The organism is Klebsiella sp. R445 (assembly GCF_051131755.1).
GTDB classification, from domain to species: Bacteria; Pseudomonadota; Gammaproteobacteria; order Enterobacterales; family Enterobacteriaceae; genus Klebsiella; species Klebsiella lignicola.
In genome coordinates this window covers 4,429,550-4,453,582 of sequence record NZ_CP180446.1, presented here as the reverse complement: position 1 = coordinate 4,453,582, position 24,033 = coordinate 4,429,550, and the positions used below count along the sequence as shown (strand labels likewise).

Below are 24,033 nucleotides of genomic sequence, written 5' to 3'. Positions count from 1 at the left end.
TTTGATAAATGAATAACAAGAAAGGCAACACAATATGACCGAGGAAAACCCGTTACTGGCCCTGCGCGATAAGATCAGCGCACTGGATGAAAAACTGCTCGCGCTGCTGGCAGAACGCCGTGGACTGGCGGTAGAAGTAGGTAAAGCAAAGCTGGCATCGCACCGTCCGGTCCGTGATATCGACCGCGAACGCGACCTGCTGGAGCGCCTGATGACGCTGGGGAAAAGCCATCACCTCGATGCCCACTACATCACACGCCTGTTCCAGCTGATCATCGAGGATTCTGTACTCACTCAACAAACGCTGCTGCAGCAACATCTGAATAAAATCAATCCGCACTCAGCACGCGTGGCGTTCCTCGGGCCGAAAGGGTCATACTCGCATCTTGCTGCACGCCAGTACGCCGCTCGCCACTTCGAGCAGTTCATCGAGAGCGGCTGCGCTAAATTTGCCGATATCTTCAATCAGGTAGAAACCGGACAGGCCGACTACGCGGTCGTCCCCATTGAAAACACCAGCTCCGGCGGGATCAACGACGTCTACGATCTGCTGCAACACACCAGCCTGTCGATCGTTGGCGAGCTGACGATCCCCATCGATCACTGCGTGCTTGTCTCGGCGTCAACCGACCCGCAACGCATTCAGACCGTGTATAGCCACCCGCAACCGTTTCAGCAGTGCAGCCAGTATCTGAGCCGTTATCCACACTGGAAAATTGAATATACCGAAAGCACCTCTGCGGCGATGGAGAAAGTGGCGCAGGCTAACTCTCCTGCCGTTGCCGCACTGGGTAGCGAAGCCGGCGGCGCGCTGTACGGCCTGCAGGTGCTGGAACATTGCCAGGCGAACCAAACACAAAACATTACCCGCTTCCTGGTGCTGGCACGCAAAGCGGTGAATGTTTCCGATCAGGTACCGGCAAAAACCACGCTACTGATGGCGACCGGTCAACAGGCGGGTGCGCTGGTTGAAGCGCTTCTGGTACTGCGCAACCACAACCTGATCATGACCAAGCTGGAATCGCGCCCGATTCACGGTAACCCGTGGGAAGAGATGTTTTATCTGGATATCCAGGCCAACCTCGAATCAATCCCGATGCGTAAAGCACTGAAAGAGCTGGCCGAGATTACCCGTTCCATGAAGGTTCTCGGCTGCTACCCGGGCGAAAACGTGGTGCCGGTCGACCCGATTTAACGCTCAATAAATACTGGCTTCTTCATCCCTGCTACCGCAACCGGCAGGGTGAAGATGGCGCCAGAGAGCGGATATTGCTGTACTTCATCGGCGTCCATGTTTTCCCGGGTGGTGGTGATGTACAACGTGCGCATATCCGCGCCGCCAAAGCAGACCATCGTCGGGCAGCGCACCGGCAGCCGGTAGGTTTCCAGTGCTTCTCCGTTTGGGGAAAAACGGGCAATCCGCCAGCCGTCAAACATCGCACTCCAGTAGCACCCTTCTTCGTCGATAGCCGCCCCGTCTGGGATCCCCTCCCCCGGTTGAAAACGACGAAAGACTTCCCGCTTGCGGGGTTCGCCCTGCTCATCCAGCGGCGTCCGGTAAATCACGGCATTTGGCGTATCAGAAGTATACATCCAACGTTTATCGTCACTAAATGCCAGGCCGTTGGCGCCATGAATGTCACACTGAATCACCCGAGGCGTCAGGTCGTGGTTGATTCGCATCAGCAGCGCACCATTAAAATCTCCCGGCCCCCAGAATGTCCCGGCGTAAAAGCGGCCCTCGCGGTCGGTACCGCCATCGTTAAAGCGTGCCAGCTGCGGGTTGCTTGGGTTATCACAAATTTTACGTCGCAGCAGGCCGTGCGCATCGGTTAACCAGATAGCGCTGCGCAGCGCCACGATAAAGCCGCCTTTCTCGCGCAGAGAAAAGCAGCCCACTTCTTCGGGAAATTGCAGGATCTGATGCTCACCACTGTTGATGTCATAGCGGTGAATTTCACACTCAAGGATATCGGCCCAGTAGAGCGCCTGCTCGGTCTCGCTCCAGGTCGGGCATTCCGGAAGATGTCCTGCGTAATCAAACAGCGGATGTGGTTCAGCCATCGTTGTCATCCCTATAAAAAAAGCCAGCGGGTTTCCCCTCTGGCTTTGATTATATACGGTTTTCCGTTACTGCCGGTTATCATTCGCCTGACGCAGTAGCGTCCGGCTTTCGCTCTGGAAGCGCTGCGCATAATCGCCAAACCAGTGCTCCACTTTGCGGAAGCTGTCGATAAACGCCTGTTTATCTCCCTGCTCCAGCAGGCCAATCGCTTCACCAAAACGCTGGTAGTAACGTTTAATCAGCGCCAGATTATTTTCTGACGACATAATAATGTCGGCATACAGCTGCGGGTCCTGGGCAAACAGGCGGCCCACCATCGCCAGCTCAAGGCGGTAGATCGGTGATGACAGCGCCAGCAGTTGCTCCAGACGGACGTTTTCTTCTGCCAGATGCAGGCCATAAGCAAAGGTCGCGAAGTGGCGCAGCGCCTGAATAAAGGCCATATTCTGGTCATGCTCAACAGCGCTGATACGGTGCAGACGCGCGCCCCAGACCTGAATTTGTTCCAGGAACCACTGATACGCTTCCGGCTGACGACCGTCACAGTAAACCACCACCTGCTTCGCCAGGCTCCCGCTATCCGGACCGAACATCGGGTGCAGGCCCAGCACTGGACCACGATGTGCCGCCAGCATCGCCTGCAACGGTTCCGCTTTAACCGATGCCAGATCCACCAGGATGCAATCCGCCGGTAAAGGCGGCAGCCGGCCAATCGTCTCAACCGTGGTATGAATAGGCACGCTGACGATAACCATCCCGGCATCGGCAACAATCTCTGTCGCACGTGGCCAGTCTTCTTTCTCAAGAATACGGACCTGGTAGCCTGAAAGCGTCAGCATTTTCTCAAACAGACGCCCCATCTGCCCGCCGCCGCCGACAATCACGACCGGGCGCAGATTCGGACACAGCGTTTTAAAACCTTTGTCGTTCTCGCTGGAATATGACTCGCGCATGACGCGACGCAGCACGTCTTCGATAAGATCCGGCGGGACGCCAAGCGCTGACGCCTCTTCCCGCCGGGAAGCCAGCATCGCCGCTTCACGTTCCGGAACGTAGATCGGCAGGCCATACTGGCTTTTAACTTCTCCGACCTCCGCGACCAGCTCCAGGCGGCGTGCCAGTAATCCCAGCAACGCCTTATCGACTTCATCAATTTGATCGCGTAACGCGGTCAGTTCAGCAACCATACTTTCCTCTTACCCCAGACGAGCCGCCAGATGACCGCGCAGATCTTTATCAAGTTCGCGGAGCAGTGCATCGGTGGTTTCCCAGCTGATGCAGGCATCGGTAACGGATACGCCGTATTTCATATCGCAACGCGGCTGCTCAGAAGACTGATTACCTTCGTGGATATTACTTTCAATCATCAGACCAATAATGGAACGATTACCATCTTTGATCTGTGCAACGACGGATTCTGCAACCGCAGGCTGGCGGCGGTAGTCTTTGTTAGAATTACCATGGCTGCAATCTACCATCAGCGACGGTTTCAGTCCCGCCTGCGCCATCTCTTTTTCGCATTTCTCGACATCTTCCGGGCCGTAGTTCGGCGATTTACCGCCGCGCAGGATCACATGACCGTTCGGATTGCCCTGGGTTTGCAGCAGGCAAACCTGGCCGGCCTGGTTGATCCCGACAAAGCGGTGTGGCATGGCGGCGGCGCGCATGGCGTTGATTGCCGTTGCGAGGCTGCCATCTGTGCCGTTTTTAAAGCCAACCGGCATCGACAGGCCCGATGCCATTTCACGGTGAGTCTGGGATTCGGTGGTACGTGCACCGATTGCAGACCAGCTAAAGAGATCGCCGAGGTATTGCGGGCTGTTCGGATCCAGCGCTTCTGTTGCCAGCGGTAATCCCATGCTCACCAGCTCAACCAGCAGGCGACGCGCAATTTTCAGACCGCCTTCCACATCAAACGAGCCATCCATGTGCGGATCGTTAATCAGCCCTTTCCAGCCCACAGTAGTACGAGGCTTTTCAAAATAGACGCGCATCACCAGGTAGAGGCTATCGCTGACCTCTGCGGCAAGTGCTTTAAAACGATGGGCGTACTCAATTGCCGCTTCAGGATCGTGAATTGAACAAGGACCACACACCACCAGCAGGCGTGGATCGCGGCCGGCGATAATGTCAGAGATAGTCTGGCGGGACTGCGCAATCTGCGCTTCTTGTTCAAGGCTCAGCGGGAATTCAGCTTTCAGCTGATCCGGAGTGATCAAAACCTGTTCGTCGGTAATATGTACGTTGTTCAGCGCGTCTTTTTGCATGATGGCGATCCTGTGTAGCTCGTTTGCGATAATGGGTTCCTCGGCTGAGGAGTGACGTAACGATACCACACAGAGTAAAGATTTCAATCCATATTCCGTAAATTTTACTTTACACCAGCAAATTAAATGGCCTGAAAATCGCCACTCAATGTAAACATATCTATACAACATAGCGATTATGCTACCAGGGCAGTTACTTTATTCACCATTCCGTTACGAAAAATCCTGGGTGAAATTGCCGTAAGGATAAAGCAGTGATTAATGACGCCCCTCGCCAACGATGGTATCCTGCGCCCCGGCATCAACGATCTGCACTTCATGCATTAAGACGAACCTGACGGATCCGTTAATGAAACAGTTTCACCGTCTTATTTTTATATTTTTATTATTTATCGTGGGCCACCCTGTTTTCGCCTCCGAGCCATCGAAAAATGTTCGGGCTATTGTTTCAGGTATTGTTACTTATACCCGTTGGCCTGCATTATCCGGTCCGCCTAAATTATGTATTTTTTCTACCTCACATTACGTACAGAGCCTTGCTCAGGAAAAGCCTGAAGCGTTGCCATATCGGCCGGTCATTGTTCACAGTACCCAGGAAGCAATGAATACGGTCTGTGATGGGTTTTATTTTGGCAGCGAGTCGCCGTCTCAGCAGGCAGAGCTCACCTCAAAATATCAATCCCGCCCTCTTTTGCTGATCGCAGAACAAAATAGCGAATGCGCGATTGGTAGTGCTTTTTGCCTGATTATCAATGACGAGAGGGTCAGATTCTCCGTGAATCTGGATGTCCTGACGCACAGCGGCGTACGGGTTAATCCAGACGTACTGATGCTTGCCCGGAATAGCGCACATGAATAAGGATTTATCACAGGCTCCACGCCCGACGTTTAAAAGAGCGCTGCGCCGAATCAGCGTGATAAGCGTAGTGATCTCAATGACGCTGGTCTGGATGCTGCTGAGCACCGCCTCGGTAGTTACGCTTAAGCAATATGCGCAAAAAAACCTGGCGCTAACCGCCGCCACCATGAGCCGAAGCCTTGAGGCCGCGCTGGTGTTTGATGACAGTTCCGCTGCGGAAGAAACCCTGGCGACGCTCGGGAAACAGGGACAATTCTCTGAAGCCCTGGTGCTGGACAACCAGAAAAACCACTTTGCCGTCTGGCAGAATACCGATCTGGTCCGCCACGAGAAACTGAGCGGAATTATCAGCCAATGGCTGTTCCCGGAACCAACCACGCAGCCGATCCTGCATCAAGGCAAAGTCATCGGCGAGCTCCGTCTGAAGGCGCTGGACAGCATGATCGGCCATTTCCTCGGGATCTCGATTATTGTATTAACCGGCAGTATTCTGCTGGCCTCTGTGATTTCCTTATTGCTGACCCACTCACTGCACCACGGTATTGTCACCGCGCTGCAAAGTATTACTGAAGTGGTTCACGACATTCGGGAAAACCGCCATTTCTCCCGTCGGGTTCCGCAAGAACGCATCGAGGAATTCCATCTTTTTGCCCAGGACTTTAATAGCCTGCTGGGCGAAATGGAGGACTGGCAGCAGCAGCTGCAGGCGAAAAATGCCCAGCTGTTACGCTCGTCCCTGCATGACCCGCTGACCGGACTGGCCAACCGTGCTGCATTCCGCAGCATTATCATGGCATTAATGAAAGATGACACCGCCCGCCAGCGCTCAGCATTACTGTTCCTCGATGGCGACAACTTTAAACTGATTAATGACAACTGGGGTCATGCAACGGGTGACAAAGTCCTGATCGACGTCGCCAGTCGGCTGATGGCTTTTGCCAACAAGCGTCATCAGGCATGGCGTTTAGGCGGCGACGAGTTTGCTATCCTGCTGCGCGATGTTCATTCAGAGGCGGAAGTGCAGGCACTTTGCGCCACGCTCTCGGCTCTGTTCCTCGAGCCGTTTAATTTGCACAACGGCCATACGGCAACCTTGTCTCTCAGTATTGGCTATGCGTTAGCCTGGGAACATCACTCTGCGGAAAGCCTGCAGGAGTTCGCCGATCAAAATATGTATCGGAAAAAACACCAGCGTATTCAGCAAGTACAAAATTAAAGGGATCCACCATGCTCAGGAAATATTTTGCTCCCGCACTGATAGCAATGGCTTTACTCAGCGGCTGCCAGACGGCACCGCAAGGCAAGTTCTCTGCGGAACAAATTGCCGAGATGCAGTCATACGGCTTTACGGAAAGTGAGGGTGACTGGTCACTGGGTTTATCCGACAGCATTCTGTTTGATAAAAACGACTACCATCTGCGTAGCGACAGCCAGGCGCAAATCCAGAAAATGGCCTCCCGACTGGCAGCAACCGGCATTACACATGGCCGACTGGATGGCCACACCGATAACTACGGAGAGGACAGCTACAACGAAGCGCTGTCGCTTAAACGGGCTGATATCGTCGCTGATGCCTGGACGCAGGGAGCCAACATCCCGCGCAGTAATTTAACCACCCGCGGGTTAGGTAAAAAGTATCCGATTGCCAGTAACGATACGGCGAAAGGTCGTGCTGAAAACCGCCGCGTCACGGTGGTGCTCAGCACGCCTTAAGCGGCTTAGTCGACGGAGTTCGCGAGCGTGACGCCCGTAGCCCCACGCCAGCGGAGATAGTCGATCGCCAGGCATGCCGCCAGACTGACGCCCATCAATGGCAACGCCAGCCCCAGAATCACCGCGATCGCCAGCGTGATGACGCGGGCTGGCCACCCGAGATTCACCCACGCCTGAACCAGGGTGTTTGCCGGGTTAAAAGCAGCGTGGGCCGGACGACGGATCCACCACAAACGATATCCCACCACGATCATCACACACAGCGCGATACCGAAGGCGATCAGCAGCAGCTGGTTGGCCAGGCCAAACAGGATCCCCATATGGAAGTCCACGCCCCAGCGGGTCAGCTTGGCCATCAGCGGGAAATCAGCAAAACGGGTACGATCCACCACCTGCATCCGTTCACCATCAATCGCCACCGCATCAACCTGGGTCGGCCAGCTTCTGTCGATCTCCGTGACCGTCCACGCCCGGCCGGCCGAGGCCGGTGGGCGGATCTCCAGCTTGCTGGCATCCAGGCCCGCCGCCTGCGCCACCGTCAGCACGCGATCAAACTGCTCGCCCGATGCTGATGGCATGGCCTCCGTCATCGCCATATGCCCCATATGATGTTCAGCATGCGGGTCATGCGTCATCGGCATCGCGCTATGCAGTTGGGTATTCACCTGCGGCGTCAGCCAGCCGAACGCGGCACGCATCTTATCGACGTTGCCGCCCGCCCACTGCGACCAGGTCAGGCCGGTGGCAGAAAAGAGTAACATGCCCGCCAACAGCACCCAGCCCAAAGAGACATGCAAACGACGGTGGTTCTGCATCCGGTTGTTGATCCGTCTGCGGGGACGGGTCATCGCCCAGAGCACGAGCCCACCGAGCGCCGCCACCCACATCCACGATGCCGCCAGCTCGCTATAAAGCCGCCCGCTATCCCCTAGCAACAGCGAGCGGTGGGCGTAATCGATCCATTGGCGCAGCGGTAAAATTCCGCTGGTTCCGTAGACGGTCATGTCCCCCATCACCTTCAGCGTCACCGGGTCGATAAAAATTGCCCGCGTTTCAGACTCGCCCAGCTGCGGGTCAGCAAACATCACCCGGGTGGTTTCACCGGCGTTGAGGGCCGGACGCACCGCCTGTATACGAAGGTTACCATTAGTGGCATCTTGCGCCGCCGCCAGCAGTAAGCTCAGGGGCTGACTTTCGCCGTTGAGCGTGCCGTGCAGGGCGTCCCGATAAAGCCAGTTTTCCAGCTGCGGGGTGGCGACGTACAGCGTACCGGTCAAGGCCGCCACAAAGATAAACGGCCCGACAAACAGGCCAATGTAAAAATGGAGACGTCGCAGCAGGTTGAGCCATGCCGCGCGCGAGGTGCAGGTTGTCATACTTTTCCTTTCTGAAAGCAAAAAGAGAACGTTGCGCAGTGCGCACATTATTTTTAGAAAGCGGGAAAAGCAGAACGGCGCGGCGGTGCGCGGGTTTCCGGGTAAAGCCAGGGGAAGTAATGTCGGCGATTCAGCACCAGACAGGGGAAGAGGACCCGCACGCGTCGCAGGACGACGGAGAGCAACACCGCCAGCGCAAAGAGCAGCCCCGGAACATGGGCTAACAGCACGCAATAGCCGCAGGCTTCGGCATGGTCAAGCGGTTGCGTATGCGTCGAGGAGGGATCTGTGGACGCGGCAGAATGCGGCTCCGCCATATCGTGCGTCATGCCCATCATCGCATGGTGCATGCCCGGCATGACGCTCATCGGATCTTTTTGCAACGAAACCGAAATCAGCGGTGCGATCACGATCAACAGGATCGAAAAAAGCGCCAGCCATGCGGCCCGCCGTTCGATTGTTGAGTGTTGAGAAATATCGCTGACCACCGCCCCTCCGAGATGAGGGGATATTGTAAATGATTTACATCACGATAGTTAAATTAAAGATAAAAAAAGGGCCGGCCCATCAGGCCAGCCCTTTTCATCAGGATGTCGCGAAAGCGAATCTTAGTTAAGACGCTCTTTGATACGAGCAGACTTACCGGTACGCTCACGCAGGTAGTACAGTTTAGCTTTACGTACAGCACCACGACGTTTAACAGCAATGCTGTCAACTACCGGAGAGTGAGTCTGGAAGACACGCTCAACGCCTTCGCCGTTGGAAATTTTACGAACAGTGAATGCAGAGTGCAGACCGCGGTTACGAATAGCGATAACCACGCCCTCGAATGCCTGCAGACGTTTTTTGGAACCTTCAACAACCCATACTTTCACTTCCACGGAATCACCCGGGCGGAAGGAAGGTACGTCCTGCTTCATCTGTTCTTGTTCAATTTGCTTAATAATGTTGCTCATAATTTAATCTCTTATCCTGGGTAAACTGATATTGGGGGCTTACGCCGTCCCATCATGTTTATGTTGCTGTTGTGCGTGTTCAGTTTTGAACTGCGCCAGCAACTTTGCTTGCTCTTCAGTCAGAGCCAGGTTTTCCAAAAGTTCAGGTCTTCTAAGCCAGGTCCGGCCCAGCGACTGTTTCAAACGCCAGCGACGTATCTCAGCATGGTTTCCCGACAGCAATACTGGCGGTACTTCCATCTCTTCTAACACTTCAGGACGAGTATAGTGTGGACAGTCCAGCAACCCATCAGCAAAGGAATCTTCCGTTGCTGATGCTTCATGGCCCAAAACTCCCGGAATGAACCGGGAAACGGAGTCAATCAGCGTCATTGCCGGTAACTCTCCACCACTGAGAACGTAATCACCGATTGACCATTCTTCGTCAATTTCGGTCTGGATTACGCGCTCGTCTATCCCTTCGTAGCGACCGCACACCAGAATCAGTTTCTGATTCGTTGCCAGTTCACTGACGCCTGCTTGATCAAGCTTGCGTCCCTGAGGTGACAGATAAATCACCTTAGCGCCTTCACCTGCCGCGGCTTTTGCTGTGTGGATGGCGTCCCGTAAGGGTTGCACCATCATTAGCATCCCCGGTCCGCCGCCGTAAGGACGATCGTCCACGGTACGGTGCCGGTCATGAGCAAAGTCACGAGGACTCCAGCTCTGGATGCTCAGCAGGCCATTTTTTACTGCCCGGCCAGTTACCCCGTAATCGGTAATTGCGCGGAACATTTCAGGAAACAGGCTAATTATGCCAATCCACATAGCGCCGTCTTTTACCGTTTATCCGGATAATTTAAAAACCAGGATCCCAGTCTACTTCGATTGTACGAGTAGCGAGATCGACTTTCTTGATAACCTGCCCATCGAGGAACGGAACCAACCGCTCCTTGATGCCAAATGCATCTTTCAGGTTTGCCTTAATGACGAGAACGTCATTTGACCCGGTTTCCATCATATCGATGACTTTACCCAGGCTATAGCCTTCAGTGGTGACTACCTGGCAACCCATCAGGTCTTTCCAGTAATAGTCGCCCTCTTCGAGCTTCGGCAACTGCGAGGAATCGACGACAATTTCACAATTAGTCAGCAGATTCGCAGCATCGCGATCGTCAATGCCTTTCAGCTTAATCACGATGTCCTGATTGTGGTGGCGCCAGCTTTCCAGCTCAACAACCTGCCACTGACCCGCCTTCTGGATTAACCAGGGCTGATAGTCAAAAATGCTTTCGGCGTCTTCGGTGGAGGAAAACACTCTGAGCCAACCACGGATACCGTAGGAAGAACCCATCTTGCCCAATACAATCGGATCAACAGGTGCTTGTGCGGTGTGTTGCTTGCTCATCATGACCACCGTGACAGATTAAGCTGCTTTGTTTGCTGCTTTGATCAGCGTAGCTACGCGATCGGAAACTGTCGCACCCAGGCCAACCCAGTGAGCGATACGATCCAGATCCAGACGAGTTTCTTCTTCATTCGCAGATGCGATCGGGTTGAAGAAACCAACGCGCTCGATGAAGCGACCGTTACGTGCATTACGGCTGTCGGTGACAACAACCTGGTAGAACGGACGCTTTTTAGCGCCGTGACGAGCTAAACGAATAGTTACCATAACATCCTCTTGTGTGAATAGAACAACCGGGCCCCATCGAGGAACGGAGCCCGGGTGTCATATTAAAAGCCCGAAAATTTTACTCATTTTTGGGGAAATTGCAATCAACAGTTGATAAGTCTGCTATAAAAGGCCGTCGGCGGTGCGGTCAGTTCGGTGCCGACGTGCGCGCAGCCACCGGAGCGTACACGTAGTACGTGAGGATGGCGAGCACACCCCGGTGCCGAAATGGCAAACAAGCCAGGCCGATTAGCGACCAGGGAATCCTGGCGGCATCATCCCTTTCATGCCCCGCATCATCTTCATCATGCCGCCTTTCGACTTCATCTTCTTCATCATGCGCTGCATATCGTCAAACTGCTTGAGCAGACGGTTCACGTCCTGCACCTGCATGCCACAACCCGCGGCGATACGGCGTTTACGTGAACCTTTAATGATTTCCGGCTTGGCACGCTCTTTCAGGGTCATCGAGTTGATGATCGCTTCCATCCGCACCAGCACTTTGTCATCCATCTGCGATTTGACGTTGTCCGGGATCTGCCCCATGCCCGGCAGCTTGCCCATCAGGCTAGCCATACCGCCCATGTTTTTCATCTGGCGCAGCTGCTCAAGGAAGTCAGTCAGGTCGAAGCCATCGCCCTTCTTCAGCTTGGAAGCGAGTTTCTCGGCCTGTGCGCGGTCAACCTTGCTCTCGATATCTTCGATCAGCGACAGCACGTCGCCCATGCCGAGAATACGGGATGCAATACGATCCGGGTGGAACGGCTCCAGCGCTTCGGTTTTTTCGCCGACGCCGAGGAACTTGATCGGTTTGCCGGTGATGTGGCGAATAGACAGCGCCGCACCGCCACGAGCATCACCATCGACCTTGGTCAGCACCACGCCGGTCAGCGGCAGCGCTTCGTTAAAGGCCTTGGCGGTATTCGCGGCATCCTGGCCGGTCATCGCATCCACGACAAACAGCGTTTCTACCGGATTCAGTGAAGCGTGGACCTGTTTGATCTCGTCCATCATCGCTTCATCGACGTGCAGACGACCGGCGGTATCCACCAGCAGCACGTCGTAGAATTTCAGCTTCGCTTCTTTCAGCGCCGCGTTGACGATATCGACAGGCTTCTGGCCCACGTCGGACGGGAAGAAATCAACGCTAACCTGTTCGGCCAGAGTTTCCAGCTGTTTAATCGCCGCCGGGCGATAAACGTCCGCGGAGACAACCAGCACTTTCTTCTTGTGCTTCTCACGCAGGAATTTACCGAGCTTGGCAACACTGGTGGTTTTACCCGCACCCTGCAGGCCCGCCATCAGCACGACAGCCGGCGGCTGCGCGGCTAAATCCAGCGCCTGGTTCTCTTCGCCCATCGCCGCAACCAGTTCGTTACGTACGATTTTGACGAATTCCTGACCCGGGGTCAGGCTTTTGTTAACTTCATGACCCACCGCACTCTCTTTGACGCGGCTGATGAAATCACGCACGACAGGCAGAGCAACGTCCGCCTCCAGCAGCGCCATGCGCACTTCGCGCAGGGTGTCTTTAATATTGTCTTCGGTAAGGCGTCCGCGGCCGCTAATGTTGCGCAGCGAACGCGACAAACGATCGGTTAAATTATCAAACATTGTCTCTCGCCTGAGGTGGAAACTGTCGGTCGCGGTAGCGACTCGAAAAACACGGATTTGGCGCAGTATAACACGACATGAAGCGCGATGTGATGCAACGGTTGGAGCAGACGTCGCGTAACGCTATACTGCTTATCTTTCTTACTTATTTAGTCAACAGTCGACGCCCATATGCCTGTTTTTGCTCTACTCGCGCTTGTCGCCTATTCCATCAGCCTTGCGCTGATCGTCCCCGGCTTACTGCAAAAAAACAGCAGCTGGCGGCGGATGGCGATACTTTCAGCAACAATTGCATTGATTTGTCATGCTTTTGCGCTGGAGTCACGCATTTTCCCCGGCGGCGAGAGCGGGCAAAATCTCAGCCTGCTTAACGTCGGCTCGCTGGTGAGCCTGATGATCTGTACGGTGATGACCATCGTTGCTTCGCGCAACCGTGGCTGGCTGCTGCTGCCCATCGTCTATGCGTTTGCGCTGATTAATCTGGCTTTCGCCACCTTCGTTCCCAACGAATACATCACCCACCTCGAAACCACGCCGGGGATGCTGGTGCATATCGGCCTGTCGCTGTTCTCTTACGCGACGCTGATCATTGCCGCGCTGTATGCGCTGCAGCTGGCATGGATTGACTATCAACTGAAAAACAAAAAGCTCGTTTTCAGCCATGAAATGCCACCGCTGATGAGTATTGAGCGTAAAATGTTTCATATAACCCAGGTTGGCGTGGTCCTGCTGACCCTGACGCTCTGCACCGGCCTGTTCTACATGCAGAATCTGTTCAGCACGGAAAACATCGATAAAGCCGTCCTGTCGATCGTGGCGTGGTTCGTCTATATCGTACTGCTGTGGGGACATTACCATGAAGGCTGGCGCGGTCGCCGGGTCGTCTGGTTTAACGTCGCCGGTGCCGGACTGCTGACGCTGGCCTACTTCGGCAGCCGCGTGCTGCAACAGTTAATGAGTTAACCCAGACTACAAGCCTGGCCCGGCAGGCATCATCGAGACAAATAGCCTACCGGGCCAGGCGCTAAGGAGTCCCCCCTGGAACACATATCTACCACCACGCTGATCGTCACATTGATCATCATGGTGATCATCTCCGCCTACTTCTCTGGTTCAGAGACCGGCATGATGACGCTGAACCGCTATCGTCTGCGCCACATGGCCAAACAGGGCAACCGCCAGGCGAAGCGAGTCGAAAAACTGCTACGTAAACCTGACCGCTTAATCAGCCTGGTGCTGATCGGCAATAACCTCGTCAACATCCTCGCCTCCGCACTCGGGACGATTGTCGGTATGCGCCTGTATGGCGATGCCGGGGTGGCAATTGCCACCGGCGTGCTGACCTTTGTGGTGCTGGTTTTTGCCGAAGTCCTGCCGAAGACCATCGCCGCGCTGTATCCGGAAAAAGTGGCCTACCCCAGCAGTTTCTTGCTGGCACCGTTACAGGTGCTGATGATGCCACTGGTGTGGTTTCTTAACACCATCACCCGCCTGCTGATGCGCATGATGGGCATCAAAACCGATATCATCGTCAGCGGCGCGCTGAGCAAAGATGAGCTGCGCACCATCGTGAACGAGTCGCGAACCCAGATCTCCCGCCGCAACCAGGACATGCTGCTGTCGGTGCTGGATCTCGAAAAGGTCAGCGTTGACGACATCATGGTTCCGCGCAATGAAATCATCGGGATTGATATTAACGACGACTGGAAAGCCATCGTTCGCCAGCTGACCCACTCCCCACACGGGCGCATTGTGCTGTATCGCGGCTCGCTGGATGACGCCATCAGCATGCTGCGCGTGCGCGAAGCTTACCGCCTGATGACCGAGAAAAAAGAGTTCACCAAAGAGGTGATGCTGCGCGCCGCCGATGAAATCTATTACGTCCCGGAAGGCACGCCGCTCAGCACACAGCTGGTGAAGTTCCAGCGGAATAAGAAGAAAGTCGGCCTGGTGGTCGATGAGTATGGCGATATCCAGGGCCTGGTAACGGTAGAAGACATTCTCGAAGAGATCGTCGGCGATTTCACCACCTCGATGTCGCCTACGCTGGCGGAAGAAGTGACGCCGCTAACCGACGGCTCGGTGATTATCGACGGCAGCGCCAACGTTCGTGAAATCAACAAAGCCTTTAACTGGCACCTGCCGGAAGATGAAGCGCGGACGGTTAACGGTATTATTCTGGAAGCGCTGGAAGAGATCCCGGTTCCCGGCACGCGCGTGCGCATCGAGCAATACGATATCGATATTCTCGACGTTCAGGACAACATGATTAAGCAGGTTAAGGTCATACCGGTCAAACCGATTCGCGAAAGCGTCGCCGAGTAATCATCCGATACATCAGATACGGCGGGCCTGGGGTTCGCCGTTTTTTTTGCCCCGGAAACGGGCAGAAGATAAGAGAAAGAGAAAAACGGCCACCGGATGGCGGCCGTTTGGAAGCGAATTACTTCGCTTTTGCCACGGTGACCATCGCCGCGCGAATGGTACGACCGTTCAGGGTATAGCCTTTTTGCATCACGCCCAGCACGTTGCCCGCAGCCACATCGTCAGACTCAACCATCGCAATGGCCTGATGGACGTTAGGATCCAGCGGTACGTTGGTATCGGCAATCACTTCCACGCCGAATTTGCGTACAACATCCAGCATCGACTTCAGCGTCAGCTCGATACCCTCGACCATAGAGGCCATGTCAGGGTTGGCTTTGTCCGCCACTTCCAGTGCGCGATCCAGACTGTCGATAACCGGCAGCAGTTCGTTGACGAACTTCTCAAGCGCAAATTTGTGCGCTTTTTCGATATCCAGTTCGGTACGACGACGCAGGTTATCTTCATCGGCTTTCGCGCGCAGTTTCACTTCCAGTTCACGTTTCTGTGCTTCAGCAAGCTGTGCTTCCAGATTCGCAATTGTTTCATCGCGCGGATCCACCTGCTCAGCCGAAACTTCAGGCTCAACAGCCTCAACGCTCTCGTGCTGTTCCGTGATAATTTCTTCCGGGGCTTGCCCGTCAGGCGTTTTCTGTTCTTTACTACTCATGAATTTCTCCGCGTTTTTTTTCGCATTCATCTCGCTAACTTCGCTTATTATGGGGATCCGTTTCCGGGTTTCAAGGGAAGCCGTCAGATTGTCATCATTCATTTAACGCAAGGACATCCAGAACATGAAGAATCATTTCAAGTGTATAGGCATTGTGGGACATCCTCGTCACCCAACCGCGCTGACCACACATGAAATGCTCTGGCGCTGGTTATGCAGCAAAGGATACGAGGTCCTGGTCGAACAACAGATCGCTCATGAACTTCAGCTTAGCAATGTCAAAACCGGCACGTTGGCCGAAATTGGTCAGCAGGCAGATCTGGCGGTAGTGGTCGGCGGCGACGGCAATATGCTCGGCGCGGCGCGGACCCTGGCGCGTTACGATATCAACGTCATCGGCATTAACCGCGGCAATCTCGGCTTTCTGACCGACCTTGATCCGGATAACGCCCTGCAGCAGCTCGCGGACGTACTGGAAGGCCACTACATCTCCGAAAAACGCTTTTTACTGGAAGCGCAGGTGTGCCAGCAAGACTGTCAGAAACGCATCAGCACCGCAATTAATGAAGTGGTTCTGCACCCAGGCAAAGTCGCGCATATGATTGAGTTTGAGGTCTACATTGATGAGGTGTTTGCCTTCTCCCAACGCTCCGACGGCCTGATTATCTCCACCCCAACGGGCTCTACCGCCTACTCGCTGTCCGCCGGCGGCCCGATTCTGACGCCATCACTGGACGCCATCACCCTGGTCCCGATGTTCCCGCATACGCTATCGGCTCGCCCGCTGGTGATTAACGGCGACAGCACTATCCGCCTGCGTTTCTCTCAGCGCTGCAGCGATCTGGAGATCAGCTGTGACAGCCAGATAGCGCTGCCGATTCAGGACGGCGAAGACGTACTGATCCATCGCTGCGATTATCATCTGAATCTGATTCATCCCAAAGATTACAGCTATTTCAATACATTGAGTACCAAACTCGGCTGGTCTAAAAAATTGTTCTGATTTTTACTGCCGCCTCTTTACTGGATAAAAAACCAGTCTATACTGTACGAAAACACAGTAATGGTTTTTCATACAGGAAGGCTGCTATGCTGGCGCAACTCACCATCAGTAATTTTGCTATCGTTCGTGAACTGGAAATTGATTTTCACAGCGGCATGACCGCGATCACCGGGGAAACCGGTGCCGGGAAATCTATCGCCATTGATGCGCTGGGGCTGTGCCTTGGCGGAAGAGCAGAAGCAGACATGGTGCGACGAGGCGCCAGCCGTGCAGACCTTTGCGCCCGCTTCGCCTTGAAAGACACACCGGCGGCCCAGCGCTGGCTGGAAGAGAACCAGCTGGAAAGCGGGTGTGAGTGTTTACTCCGCCGCGTCATCAGCACTGACGGCCGCTCCCGGGGCTTTATTAACGGCACCGCCGTCCCGCTCTCTCAGCTGCGCGAACTCGGTCAGCTGCTTATCCAGATTCACGGCCAGCATGCACACCAGCGGCTGACCCGGCCCGAACATCAAAAAGCGCTGCTCGATGGTTACACCTGTGAGTATGCGCTTACTCAGCGTATGGCTGAGCATTACCATCAGTGGCACCAGAGCTGCCGCGAGCTGGCGCAACATCAGCAACAAAGCCAGGAGCGCGCCGCGCGGGCCGACCTGCTGCAATACCAGTTAAAAGAGCTCAATGAGTTCAACCCACTAGCGGGTGAGTACGAACAAATCGACGAAGAGTATAAGCGTCTGGCCAACAGCGGCCAGCTGCTGACCACCTGCCAGCATGCGCTGACGGTACTCGCCGACAGCGAAGAAGCTAACCTGCAAAGCCAGCTCTACACTGCCAGACAGCTGGTGACCGAACTCGCCGGCATGGACAGCAAACTCTCCGGCGTGCTGGACATGCTCGAAGAAGCGGCCATTCAGCTCAGCGAAGCCACCGACGAACTGCGCCACTATAACGACCGTCTGGATCTCGACCCGAACCGCCTGTTCGAGCTGGAGCAACGCATCTCCCGCCAGATTGCCCTGGCGCGTAAGCATCAGATCACCCCGGAAGAGCTCCCGGCATTTTATCAGGCCCTACTGGAAGAGCAGCGCCTGCTGGACGATAGCGCCGGCTCGCTGGAATCCCTGAGCCATAGCGTCGTCGAGCATCATCAGTTGGCGCTGGAGACCGCCCGCCAGCTGCACGACCTGCGTCAACGCAGTGCCGAAGAGCTAACACAGCTGATTACTGAAAGTATGCACTCACTTTCCATGCCTCACGGGGTGTTTGCCATCGATGTTGCCTTCGATGAGCGTCATCTTACCGCCGAAGGGGCTGACCGCATTGAGTTCCGCGTCACCACCAACCCGGGACAACCGCTGCAGCCGATTGCGAAAGTGGCCTCCGGCGGCGAACTCTCGCGTATCGCGTTATCAATCCAGGTCATTACCGCCCGTAAGATGGAAACCCCGGCCCTGATTTTCGATGAGGTCGATGTCGGCATTAGCGGCCCGACGGCAGCGGTGGTCGGTAAACTGCTGCGTCAGCTAGGCGAATCCACTCAGGTAATGTGTGTGACTCACCTGCCGCAGGTCGCCGGATGTGGCCACCATCATTTCTATGTCTGCAAAGAGACCGATGGCGAAATGACGGAAACGCATATGCATCCGCTAGATAAGCGGGCGCGACTGCAGGAGTTGGCCCGCCTGCTGGGCGGTAGCGAGGTCACGCGCAACACCCTCGCTAATGCGAAAGAGTTGCTCGCCGCGTAAACTTTTTGAATTTCGCAGAGTCATAGTGAACAGCAAATTGCCGCAAGACCTGCAGTCGAAGGTTTCCAACCGGGCAAAGGTCTATTATTATCGGCATATTACAGATGAGCCACGTACTGCTCGGGCCCGAAAAGGAATAAAATCACTATGCGCTGTAAAACGCTGACTGCTGCCGCAGCGGTTCTTCTCATGTTGACCGCAGGCTGTTCCACTCTGGAACGAGTGGTTTACCGTCCTGATATCAACCAGGGTAACTATCTGGCACCCAACGACGTAGCAAAAATTCGTGTCGGCATGACGCAACAACAGGTTGCTTATGCGCTGGGTACCCCAATGATGTCGGATCCGTTTGGCACCAACACCTGGTTCTATGTTTTCCGTCAGCAGCCTGGGCATGAAAAAATTACCCAGCAGACATTGACGCTGACGTTCGACAGCAGCGGTGTGTTAACCAACATCGATAACAAACCGGCACTGACCAACGAGTAATCGAGTCAGCATCGGACCAGAAATGCAAAAAGCGCTCATTGAGCGCTTTTTTTATCACCACGGTTACGGCCGTTACTTGTCGGCGTTTTTTTTCGCGCGCTGGCGTCGCAGTTCTTTCGGGTCCGCAATTAGTGGGCGGTAGATCTCTACCCGATCCCCATCATGCACCGCATCATTCAGCTTAGCGGGACGGCTGTATATCCCGACCTTGTTTTTAGTCAGATCGATATCGTCGCGTAGCGTCAGCAGACCGCTGGCCTGAATCGCCTGCTCGACGGTCGCCCCCTCTTCCAGCTTCACGCTTTGCAAATACTGTTTTTCCGGCAGCGCATAGGCAACTTCAACCACAATTTTAGCCAACACGATAAACCTCTTTGGCCCGGGCGGTAAATGCCTGCACCATGTTTATCGCCAGCTCTTTAAAGATGCGGCCAAATGCCATCTCGATCAGCATATTGGTGAATTCAAAATCGAGGTGAAACTCAATTTTGCAGGCATCCGGGCTTAACGGGATAAAATTCCAGCCACCAATCAGTTTTTTAAACGGGCCATCGACCAGGCTCATCAAAATACTGTGGTTGCTGGTGAGCGTGTTGCGAGTGGTGAACGTCTTACTGATGCCTGCCTTGGACACATCAACCGCCGCCATCATTTGCGTCGGCCCAGATTCCAGCACGCGGCTCCCGGTGCAGCCAGGCAAGAAATCAGGATAGGACTTCACGTCATTCACGAGTTGATACATCTGTTCCACGCTGAAAGGCACCAGCGCAGTACGGCTAATCTGAGGCATAGCAAGTTCCACATTTAAACACGGCGCAAATAATATCATTTATCTGGCGCTAAAAAAAACGCTGTGCTGCAACTCGTGCTAAGATAGCGCATTACACCTCGCAGGATGGATTGAGGTACTGTGTTCCCGTTTAGCAATGACTTCAGGACATTATGACCAAGAAAAAAGCCCACAAACCTGGATCAGCCACCATTGCGCTGAATAAACGCGCCCGCCATGAATACTTTATCGAAGATGAATACGAGGCTGGTCTTGCTCTGCAAGGGTGGGAAGTTAAATCTCTGCGCGCCGGCAAAGCCAACATCGGCGACAGCTACGTTATCCTGAAAGATGGAGAGGCCTACCTGTTCGGCGCAAACTTTACGCCGATGGCCGTAGCCTCCACCCACTACGTGTGCGATCCAACCCGTACCCGTAAGCTGCTGCTCAATCAGCGCGAGCTGGATAACCTGTATGGCCGTATCAACCGTGAAGGTTATACCGTCGTAGCCCTGTCGCTGTACTGGAAGAACGCCTGGTGCAAAGTGAAAATCGGCGTCGCGAAAGGTAAAAAACAGCACGATAAGCGTACCGACCTCAAAGATCGTGAGTGGGCGCTGGATAAAGCGCGCATTATGAAACACGCGGGCCGCTAATCCCCTCCTCAGGGCCAGCTCAGCTGGCCCTTCTGCGCTATATTGTTGTTGATGCTGCTTTTTTGCCCACTCCCCCGCAATAATCATCCTACGCAGTACTGGTAACCGTATTCACTAATCTGTTATACTTGCCGTAACACATTGGGGCTGATTCTGGATTCGACGGGATTTGCGAAACCCAAGGTGCATGCCGAGGGGCGGTTGGCCTCGTAAAAAGCCGCAAAAAAATAGTCGCAAACGACGAAAACTACGCTTTAGCAGCTTAATAACCTGCTCTGAGCCCTCTCTCCCTAGCTTCCGCTCTTAAGACGGGGATTCAAGAGAGGTCAAACCCAAAAGAGATCGCGTGGAAATCCTGCCTGGGGTTGAAGCGTTAAAACTAATCAGGCTAGTCTGGTAGTGGCGTGTCAATCCGCAGGTGCCAGGCGAATGTAAAGACTGACTAAGCATGTAGTACCGAGGATGTAGGAATTTCGGACGCGGGTTCAACTCCCGCCAGCTCCACCAATTTTTAGTAAAATGACGTCTACTAAAGTCTACTAAGGCCGCATTCCACAAGGGTTTGCGGCCTTTTTCATGTCCAGTGAAGTCTACTGAGAATTGCTAGAAACCACTCCTTATGGCACCCTCCTATTATCCCTCGTCGATGAGGGAGTAAAAACGAGGGAGCAAAAATGCCGAAGGTAGCAACAAAACTCACTGACACAGAGATCAAAAAGGCCAAGCCCACAGAGAAAGAGTTCACGCTATGGGATGGAGATGGCTTGTTCCTGCGTATCAAACCAAGTGGCAAAAAAATCTGGCACCTCGGCTATACCGTTCCTTTAACCAAGAAACGGGCCAAAATGAGTCTTGGGTTCTATCCCTACCTGACACTTGCTCAAGCAAGAGCGCTACGGGATGAATACCTCTCTTTGCTTGCACAGGGCATCGATCCCCAATCCCACAATGAGCAAAAAGCTCAAGCGCTCAAAGATGCAACTGAACACACATTCCAAACAGTGGCGAAAAAGTGGCTTGATGAAAAAATTAAAACATCAGGCATATCGCAAGATCATGCTAAGGATATCTGGCGTAGCCTTGAACGAAACATCTTTCCAACTTTGGGGGATATTCCTATTAAAGAGATCCGCCCTAAGATGTTGAAACAACATCTTGACCCTATCGAGCAAAGAGGTGTCCTTGAAACTCTACGCCGTATAATTTCACGACTGAACGAAATTTTCCGTTATGCGGCCACAGAAGAGCTTATTGAGTTCAACCCTGCAGATAACCTTACACAGCGTTTCAGCAAGCCAAAGAAGCAAAATATGCCAGCCCTCCCCCCAAGTGAGCTACCACGTTTCATATCAGCATTAGCAAACGCTTCTATACGTTTAGAAACACGTATGCTTATCGAGTGGCAGTTATTGACTTGGGTTCGGCCCGGTGAAGCCGTTCGGGCGCGTTGGACTGACATCGACGAAGAGAACCGATTCTGGAACATCCCCGCTGAGTTCATGAAGATGAAACGGCCCCACAAGGTTCCATTGAGTAAGGAAGCTATGCGTATTCTTGAATCCATGAAACCAATCAGCGGTCATCGTGAGTGGGTTTTCCCCAGCATCAAAGCTCCTCTTAGCCATATGCACGAGCAAACAGCTAACGCAGCGATAATCCGCATGGGTTTTGGCGGTGAAATGGTGGCACATGGTATGCGTTCTATTGCCAGAACTGCCGCCGAGGAATCCAGTAAGTTCAGAACAGAAGTTCTTGAAGCAGCCCTCGCTCACTCTAAAAAAGATGAAATCATTGCGGCATACAACCGTGCAGAATATTTAGCCGAGCGTGCCGAGTTAATGCAATGGTGGAGTGATTACGTCCAAATACAAAAATATAAGTCTATTGCCGCATGATAACACACAGAAATGTATACTATCTTTTAATATCGAAGTTCGGCAATTAATAATTATCAATATTTAAGGAGTTCCCTTGTTAATGGTAAAAGATGAACTTGAGGAGTTCAGTAAACTTGCGGATCAATACATCATTACATGTGATCACGCTTCTTTAGCTGCGTTAGTCGAAAGTTATACAAAACAGGATTTCACCTTTTCTCACCCCTTGTACGAAGCCCATTATCTCTACTGTCTAGGAAATTGTTATTCCAAACTCTATGAAACACGTAAAACAGAGTGGTATTCAGATGATTTGATGAAATCGGTCATCTTCTACAGAAAAGCCATACATACTCTCCCTAAAGCAAACTGGCAGGAACACGTAAATAACATTCATGCATATGATAGTCTTAGATCTATGATTGAGACAAATTTAGCTAACCGTCTTTCATCGCAGGGAAGAGCACTATGCTGTATCCCTCACTATGACAAAGCTATTTCTATAGATAACAATCCCGTAGCAATTATATCAAAAGCCAATAATGAATTATTTCTTGGCAATTCACTATACGATGAAGGACATTCTGAATATCATTATTTCATTGCTTATAATCTATTAAAAAAGGGACTCGATAATTTCAAAAAACAATATCCAGAACAAAAAGAATCACTTGAAGATGGGGGGCGATTACACAATTTCCAAAAATGGTTTGAGGATAATTTTGAGATATCATCTTTCGATTATTTCATGAAATACACTGAAAAACTCACATCAATAAAACAGAAAAAGTATTTTGAATGGTGTGCAAAAAACAAGCTTTTCCTTAATGATTTAAATGATGTTTGCGATTACCAGATTACTTACCAAGATATTTTTTCATTACCATCATTTATCCAATCTCTTAATGGTGCGCTTACAATGCATGAAGAATTATCATACCATGGTAATTATGATGAATTAAAAAATGATTACTGCTATGCGCGGTATTTAATATACTCCTCAAAGGATATACCGGACGATGCGCCTCATATATTCAACTCAACTTTTCAACACGTTGAAGATATGACTTACTCAATTAACAATTTAAAGGTTGCCCAATACAAATCAGCATTCAGAATAATATATTCACTTTTTGACAAAATAGCATACCTAATTAGCCATTTTTTTGATTTAAATGACTTAAAGCATGACAGAAAAATAAGCATCGACAATTTATTTCGCGACTTCACAGGCAAGAATAGTGAATGGAAGCCCCATAAAAAACTTAAGGATAGTGATAATCCTTTTATCCATGCTTTATTCTATATATTAAAAGATATCCGCAAAGTTGGTAGCTCTGATTCAGTATCAAAATGGTTAGATCCAAATGCTGTAGCATTTGCTGAAATCAGAAATGCTATGGAACATCGTTCATTGAAAATTGTTGATGATTTTGGCTATGAACTCGCAACATCACATAATACTTACAATGATGAAGAATTTACAAAATTGCAAAGAGAGGTCAATACGATACCAGATGAAATTAGAGAAATTGAATTAAAGATAAAAAAAACAAATGAAGACAATGACCCTCATTTATCTAAACAGCTTAAAGAAAAGATTAACAAACTAAATACTAAGCATTCAGACTTAAAAGCAAAAATCCATGAAAAAGAAAAACTATCATCACATTGTCTTTTAGTGCCAATAAGCCAATTCGAATCAAGAATTATGCAACTCATTGGCTTAGCTCGTAACTCAATAATGTATCTATCATTAGCTATCCATTTTGAAGAGCGAAAACGCCCAAACGACGGTATTTACATGCAAAGAGAAGTACCACTCAAGCATAATTTATGATTGTACTAAGAACATTTCAGCAGATCTATACATATGCTTTTTCATGTAGGGCCGTGATAAAAAGGTATAATAGGTGGAGTGTTTCACTACGTGAATCACCCACCCATAAAAAT

The 24,033-nt window shown here is 52.3% G+C and carries 25 protein-coding genes, 1 other RNA gene and 1 other annotated feature (1 of these 27 running past the window's edge); of the genes, 13 read left to right on the top strand and 13 right to left on the bottom strand.

Features of this window, described 5'->3' with window-relative positions:
- Positions 1 to 3: a sequence feature (Phe leader region), on the top strand (it extends 122 nt beyond the left edge of the window).
- Positions 4 to 34: 31 nt separating this feature from the next.
- Positions 35 to 1,195: a bifunctional chorismate mutase/prephenate dehydratase gene (gene pheA, locus ACMYSN_RS21100; protein ID WP_123756923.1), complete on the top strand. Its 1,161-nt coding sequence runs from the start codon at positions 35 to 37 to the stop codon at positions 1,193 to 1,195.
- Here pheA and ACMYSN_RS21095 read toward each other — a convergent pair.
- The 3 genes from ACMYSN_RS21095 to aroF all read right to left on the bottom strand — a co-directional run bounded on the left by ACMYSN_RS21095 (position 1,192) and on the right by aroF (position 4,332).
- Positions 1,192 to 2,064 carry an SMP-30/gluconolactonase/LRE family protein gene (locus ACMYSN_RS21095; RefSeq protein ID WP_462496063.1) on the bottom strand — a complete coding sequence of 291 codons (873 nt, stop codon included), beginning with the start codon at positions 2,062 to 2,064 and terminating at the stop codon, positions 1,192 to 1,194. The two genes, pheA and ACMYSN_RS21095, sit on opposite strands and share 4 nt — an antisense overlap.
- A 66-nt stretch (positions 2,065 to 2,130) precedes the next feature.
- A complete protein-coding gene (gene tyrA / locus ACMYSN_RS21090; RefSeq protein WP_154145319.1) occupies positions 2,131 to 3,252 on the bottom strand; it encodes a bifunctional chorismate mutase/prephenate dehydrogenase in 1,122 nt (373 codons plus the stop codon).
- A gap of 9 nt (positions 3,253 to 3,261) precedes the next feature.
- Entirely contained in the window at positions 3,262 to 4,332 is a 1,071-nt protein-coding gene (gene aroF, locus ACMYSN_RS21085; RefSeq protein ID WP_123756920.1) for a 3-deoxy-7-phosphoheptulonate synthase AroF, read from the bottom strand.
- Positions 4,333 to 4,681: 349 nt separating this feature from the next.
- Here aroF and ACMYSN_RS21080 point away from each other — a divergent pair, with 349 nt between their 5' ends.
- The 3 genes from ACMYSN_RS21080 to ACMYSN_RS21070 are packed head-to-tail and all read left to right on the top strand — an operon-like array spanning position 4,682 to position 6,904.
- Positions 4,682 to 5,191 (top strand): YfiR family protein, encoded by a 510-nt coding sequence (locus tag ACMYSN_RS21080; protein WP_462496062.1) that lies wholly within the window; start codon positions 4,682 to 4,684, stop codon positions 5,189 to 5,191.
- Positions 5,184 to 6,407, top strand: coding sequence for a diguanylate cyclase (gene dgcN / locus ACMYSN_RS21075; protein ID WP_462496061.1), 1,224 nt, complete (start codon positions 5,184 to 5,186; stop codon positions 6,405 to 6,407). Before ACMYSN_RS21080 ends, dgcN begins: the two co-directional genes overlap by 8 nt.
- An 11-nt stretch (positions 6,408 to 6,418) precedes the next feature.
- Positions 6,419 to 6,904, top strand: coding sequence for an OmpA family protein (locus ACMYSN_RS21070; protein WP_462496060.1), 486 nt, complete (start codon positions 6,419 to 6,421; stop codon positions 6,902 to 6,904).
- A 5-nt stretch (positions 6,905 to 6,909) separates the two neighbouring features.
- On the opposite strand, the gene ACMYSN_RS21065 is transcribed toward ACMYSN_RS21070, so the two are convergent.
- The 7 genes from ACMYSN_RS21065 to ffh all read right to left on the bottom strand — a co-directional run bounded on the left by ACMYSN_RS21065 (position 6,910) and on the right by ffh (position 12,504).
- Positions 6,910 to 8,280 (bottom strand): PepSY-associated TM helix domain-containing protein, encoded by a 1,371-nt coding sequence (locus tag ACMYSN_RS21065; RefSeq protein WP_462496059.1) that lies wholly within the window; start codon positions 8,278 to 8,280, stop codon positions 6,910 to 6,912.
- A gap of 53 nt (positions 8,281 to 8,333) precedes the next feature.
- Positions 8,334 to 8,768, bottom strand: coding sequence for a DUF2946 domain-containing protein (locus ACMYSN_RS21060; protein ID WP_462496058.1), 435 nt, complete (start codon positions 8,766 to 8,768; stop codon positions 8,334 to 8,336).
- Between the two features lie 120 nt (positions 8,769 to 8,888).
- Complete coding sequence (gene rplS, locus ACMYSN_RS21055) at positions 8,889 to 9,236, bottom strand: 50S ribosomal protein L19 (RefSeq protein ID WP_041146788.1); 348 nt, start codon at positions 9,234 to 9,236, stop codon at positions 8,889 to 8,891.
- 39 nt (positions 9,237 to 9,275) lie between these two features.
- Entirely contained in the window at positions 9,276 to 10,043 is a 768-nt protein-coding gene (gene trmD / locus ACMYSN_RS21050; protein WP_123756914.1) for a tRNA (guanosine(37)-N1)-methyltransferase TrmD, read from the bottom strand.
- 31 nt (positions 10,044 to 10,074) lie between these two features.
- Positions 10,075 to 10,623, bottom strand: a complete 549-nt coding sequence (rimM, locus tag ACMYSN_RS21045; RefSeq protein ID WP_462498306.1) for a ribosome maturation factor RimM — start codon at positions 10,621 to 10,623, stop codon at positions 10,075 to 10,077.
- Between the two features lie 18 nt (positions 10,624 to 10,641).
- A complete protein-coding gene (rpsP, locus tag ACMYSN_RS21040; RefSeq protein ID WP_110277455.1) occupies positions 10,642 to 10,890 on the bottom strand; it encodes a 30S ribosomal protein S16 in 249 nt (82 codons plus the stop codon).
- 249 nt (positions 10,891 to 11,139) lie between these two features.
- Positions 11,140 to 12,504, bottom strand: coding sequence for a signal recognition particle protein (gene ffh / locus ACMYSN_RS21035; RefSeq protein WP_123756912.1), 1,365 nt, complete (start codon positions 12,502 to 12,504; stop codon positions 11,140 to 11,142).
- Positions 12,505 to 12,675: 171 nt separating this feature from the next.
- Here ffh and ACMYSN_RS21030 point away from each other — a divergent pair, with 171 nt between their 5' ends.
- Positions 12,676 to 13,467: a cytochrome C assembly family protein gene (locus ACMYSN_RS21030; RefSeq protein ID WP_462496057.1), complete on the top strand. Its 792-nt coding sequence runs from the start codon at positions 12,676 to 12,678 to the stop codon at positions 13,465 to 13,467.
- A 75-nt stretch (positions 13,468 to 13,542) separates the two neighbouring features.
- The gene (locus ACMYSN_RS21025) at positions 13,543 to 14,829 is read left to right on the top strand and encodes an HlyC/CorC family transporter (protein WP_462498305.1); all 1,287 of its coding nucleotides are present in this window, start codon (positions 13,543 to 13,545) and stop codon (positions 14,827 to 14,829) included.
- 118 nt (positions 14,830 to 14,947) lie between these two features.
- Here the strand turns inward: ACMYSN_RS21025 and grpE are convergent, their stop codons facing one another.
- Positions 14,948 to 15,538: a nucleotide exchange factor GrpE gene (grpE, locus tag ACMYSN_RS21020; RefSeq protein ID WP_148060401.1), complete on the bottom strand. Its 591-nt coding sequence runs from the start codon at positions 15,536 to 15,538 to the stop codon at positions 14,948 to 14,950.
- Positions 15,539 to 15,662: 124 nt separating this feature from the next.
- Between grpE and nadK the strand changes: the two genes are divergently transcribed.
- From nadK to bamE, 3 genes are all read left to right on the top strand, one after another.
- Positions 15,663 to 16,541: an NAD(+) kinase gene (gene nadK / locus ACMYSN_RS21015; RefSeq protein ID WP_123756908.1), complete on the top strand. Its 879-nt coding sequence runs from the start codon at positions 15,663 to 15,665 to the stop codon at positions 16,539 to 16,541.
- A gap of 86 nt (positions 16,542 to 16,627) precedes the next feature.
- The gene (gene recN, locus ACMYSN_RS21010) at positions 16,628 to 18,289 is read left to right on the top strand and encodes a DNA repair protein RecN (RefSeq protein ID WP_123756907.1); all 1,662 of its coding nucleotides are present in this window, start codon (positions 16,628 to 16,630) and stop codon (positions 18,287 to 18,289) included.
- 147 nt (positions 18,290 to 18,436) lie between these two features.
- Entirely contained in the window at positions 18,437 to 18,778 is a 342-nt protein-coding gene (gene bamE, locus ACMYSN_RS21005; RefSeq protein ID WP_123756906.1) for an outer membrane protein assembly factor BamE, read from the top strand.
- Positions 18,779 to 18,850: 72 nt separating this feature from the next.
- Here bamE and ACMYSN_RS21000 read toward each other — a convergent pair whose 3' ends face one another.
- Both ACMYSN_RS21000 and ACMYSN_RS20995 read right to left on the bottom strand, forming a co-directional pair.
- Positions 18,851 to 19,141, bottom strand: coding sequence for an RnfH family protein (locus ACMYSN_RS21000; RefSeq protein ID WP_462496056.1), 291 nt, complete (start codon positions 19,139 to 19,141; stop codon positions 18,851 to 18,853).
- The gene (locus ACMYSN_RS20995) at positions 19,131 to 19,568 is read right to left on the bottom strand and encodes an SRPBCC family protein (protein ID WP_462496055.1); all 438 of its coding nucleotides are present in this window, start codon (positions 19,566 to 19,568) and stop codon (positions 19,131 to 19,133) included. Before ACMYSN_RS20995 ends, ACMYSN_RS21000 begins: the two co-directional genes overlap by 11 nt.
- Positions 19,569 to 19,720: 152 nt before the next feature.
- Here ACMYSN_RS20995 and smpB point away from each other — a divergent pair, with 152 nt between their 5' ends.
- The 4 genes from smpB (at position 19,721) to ACMYSN_RS20975 (ending at position 23,920) form a co-directional block, all read left to right on the top strand.
- Positions 19,721 to 20,203, top strand: a complete 483-nt coding sequence (gene smpB / locus ACMYSN_RS20990) for an SsrA-binding protein SmpB (RefSeq protein ID WP_123756903.1) — start codon at positions 19,721 to 19,723, stop codon at positions 20,201 to 20,203.
- A gap of 143 nt (positions 20,204 to 20,346) precedes the next feature.
- Positions 20,347 to 20,710: a transfer-messenger RNA gene (ssrA, locus tag ACMYSN_RS20985) on the top strand.
- Positions 20,711 to 20,877: 167 nt separating this feature from the next.
- Complete coding sequence (locus ACMYSN_RS20980) at positions 20,878 to 22,098, top strand: integrase (RefSeq protein WP_462496054.1); 1,221 nt, start codon at positions 20,878 to 20,880, stop codon at positions 22,096 to 22,098.
- Positions 22,099 to 22,180: 82 nt separating this feature from the next.
- Positions 22,181 to 23,920 carry an LA2681 family HEPN domain-containing protein gene (locus tag ACMYSN_RS20975; RefSeq protein WP_462496053.1) on the top strand — a complete coding sequence of 580 codons (1,740 nt, stop codon included), beginning with the start codon at positions 22,181 to 22,183 and terminating at the stop codon, positions 23,918 to 23,920.
- The last annotated feature ends 113 nt before the right edge of the window (positions 23,921 to 24,033 follow it).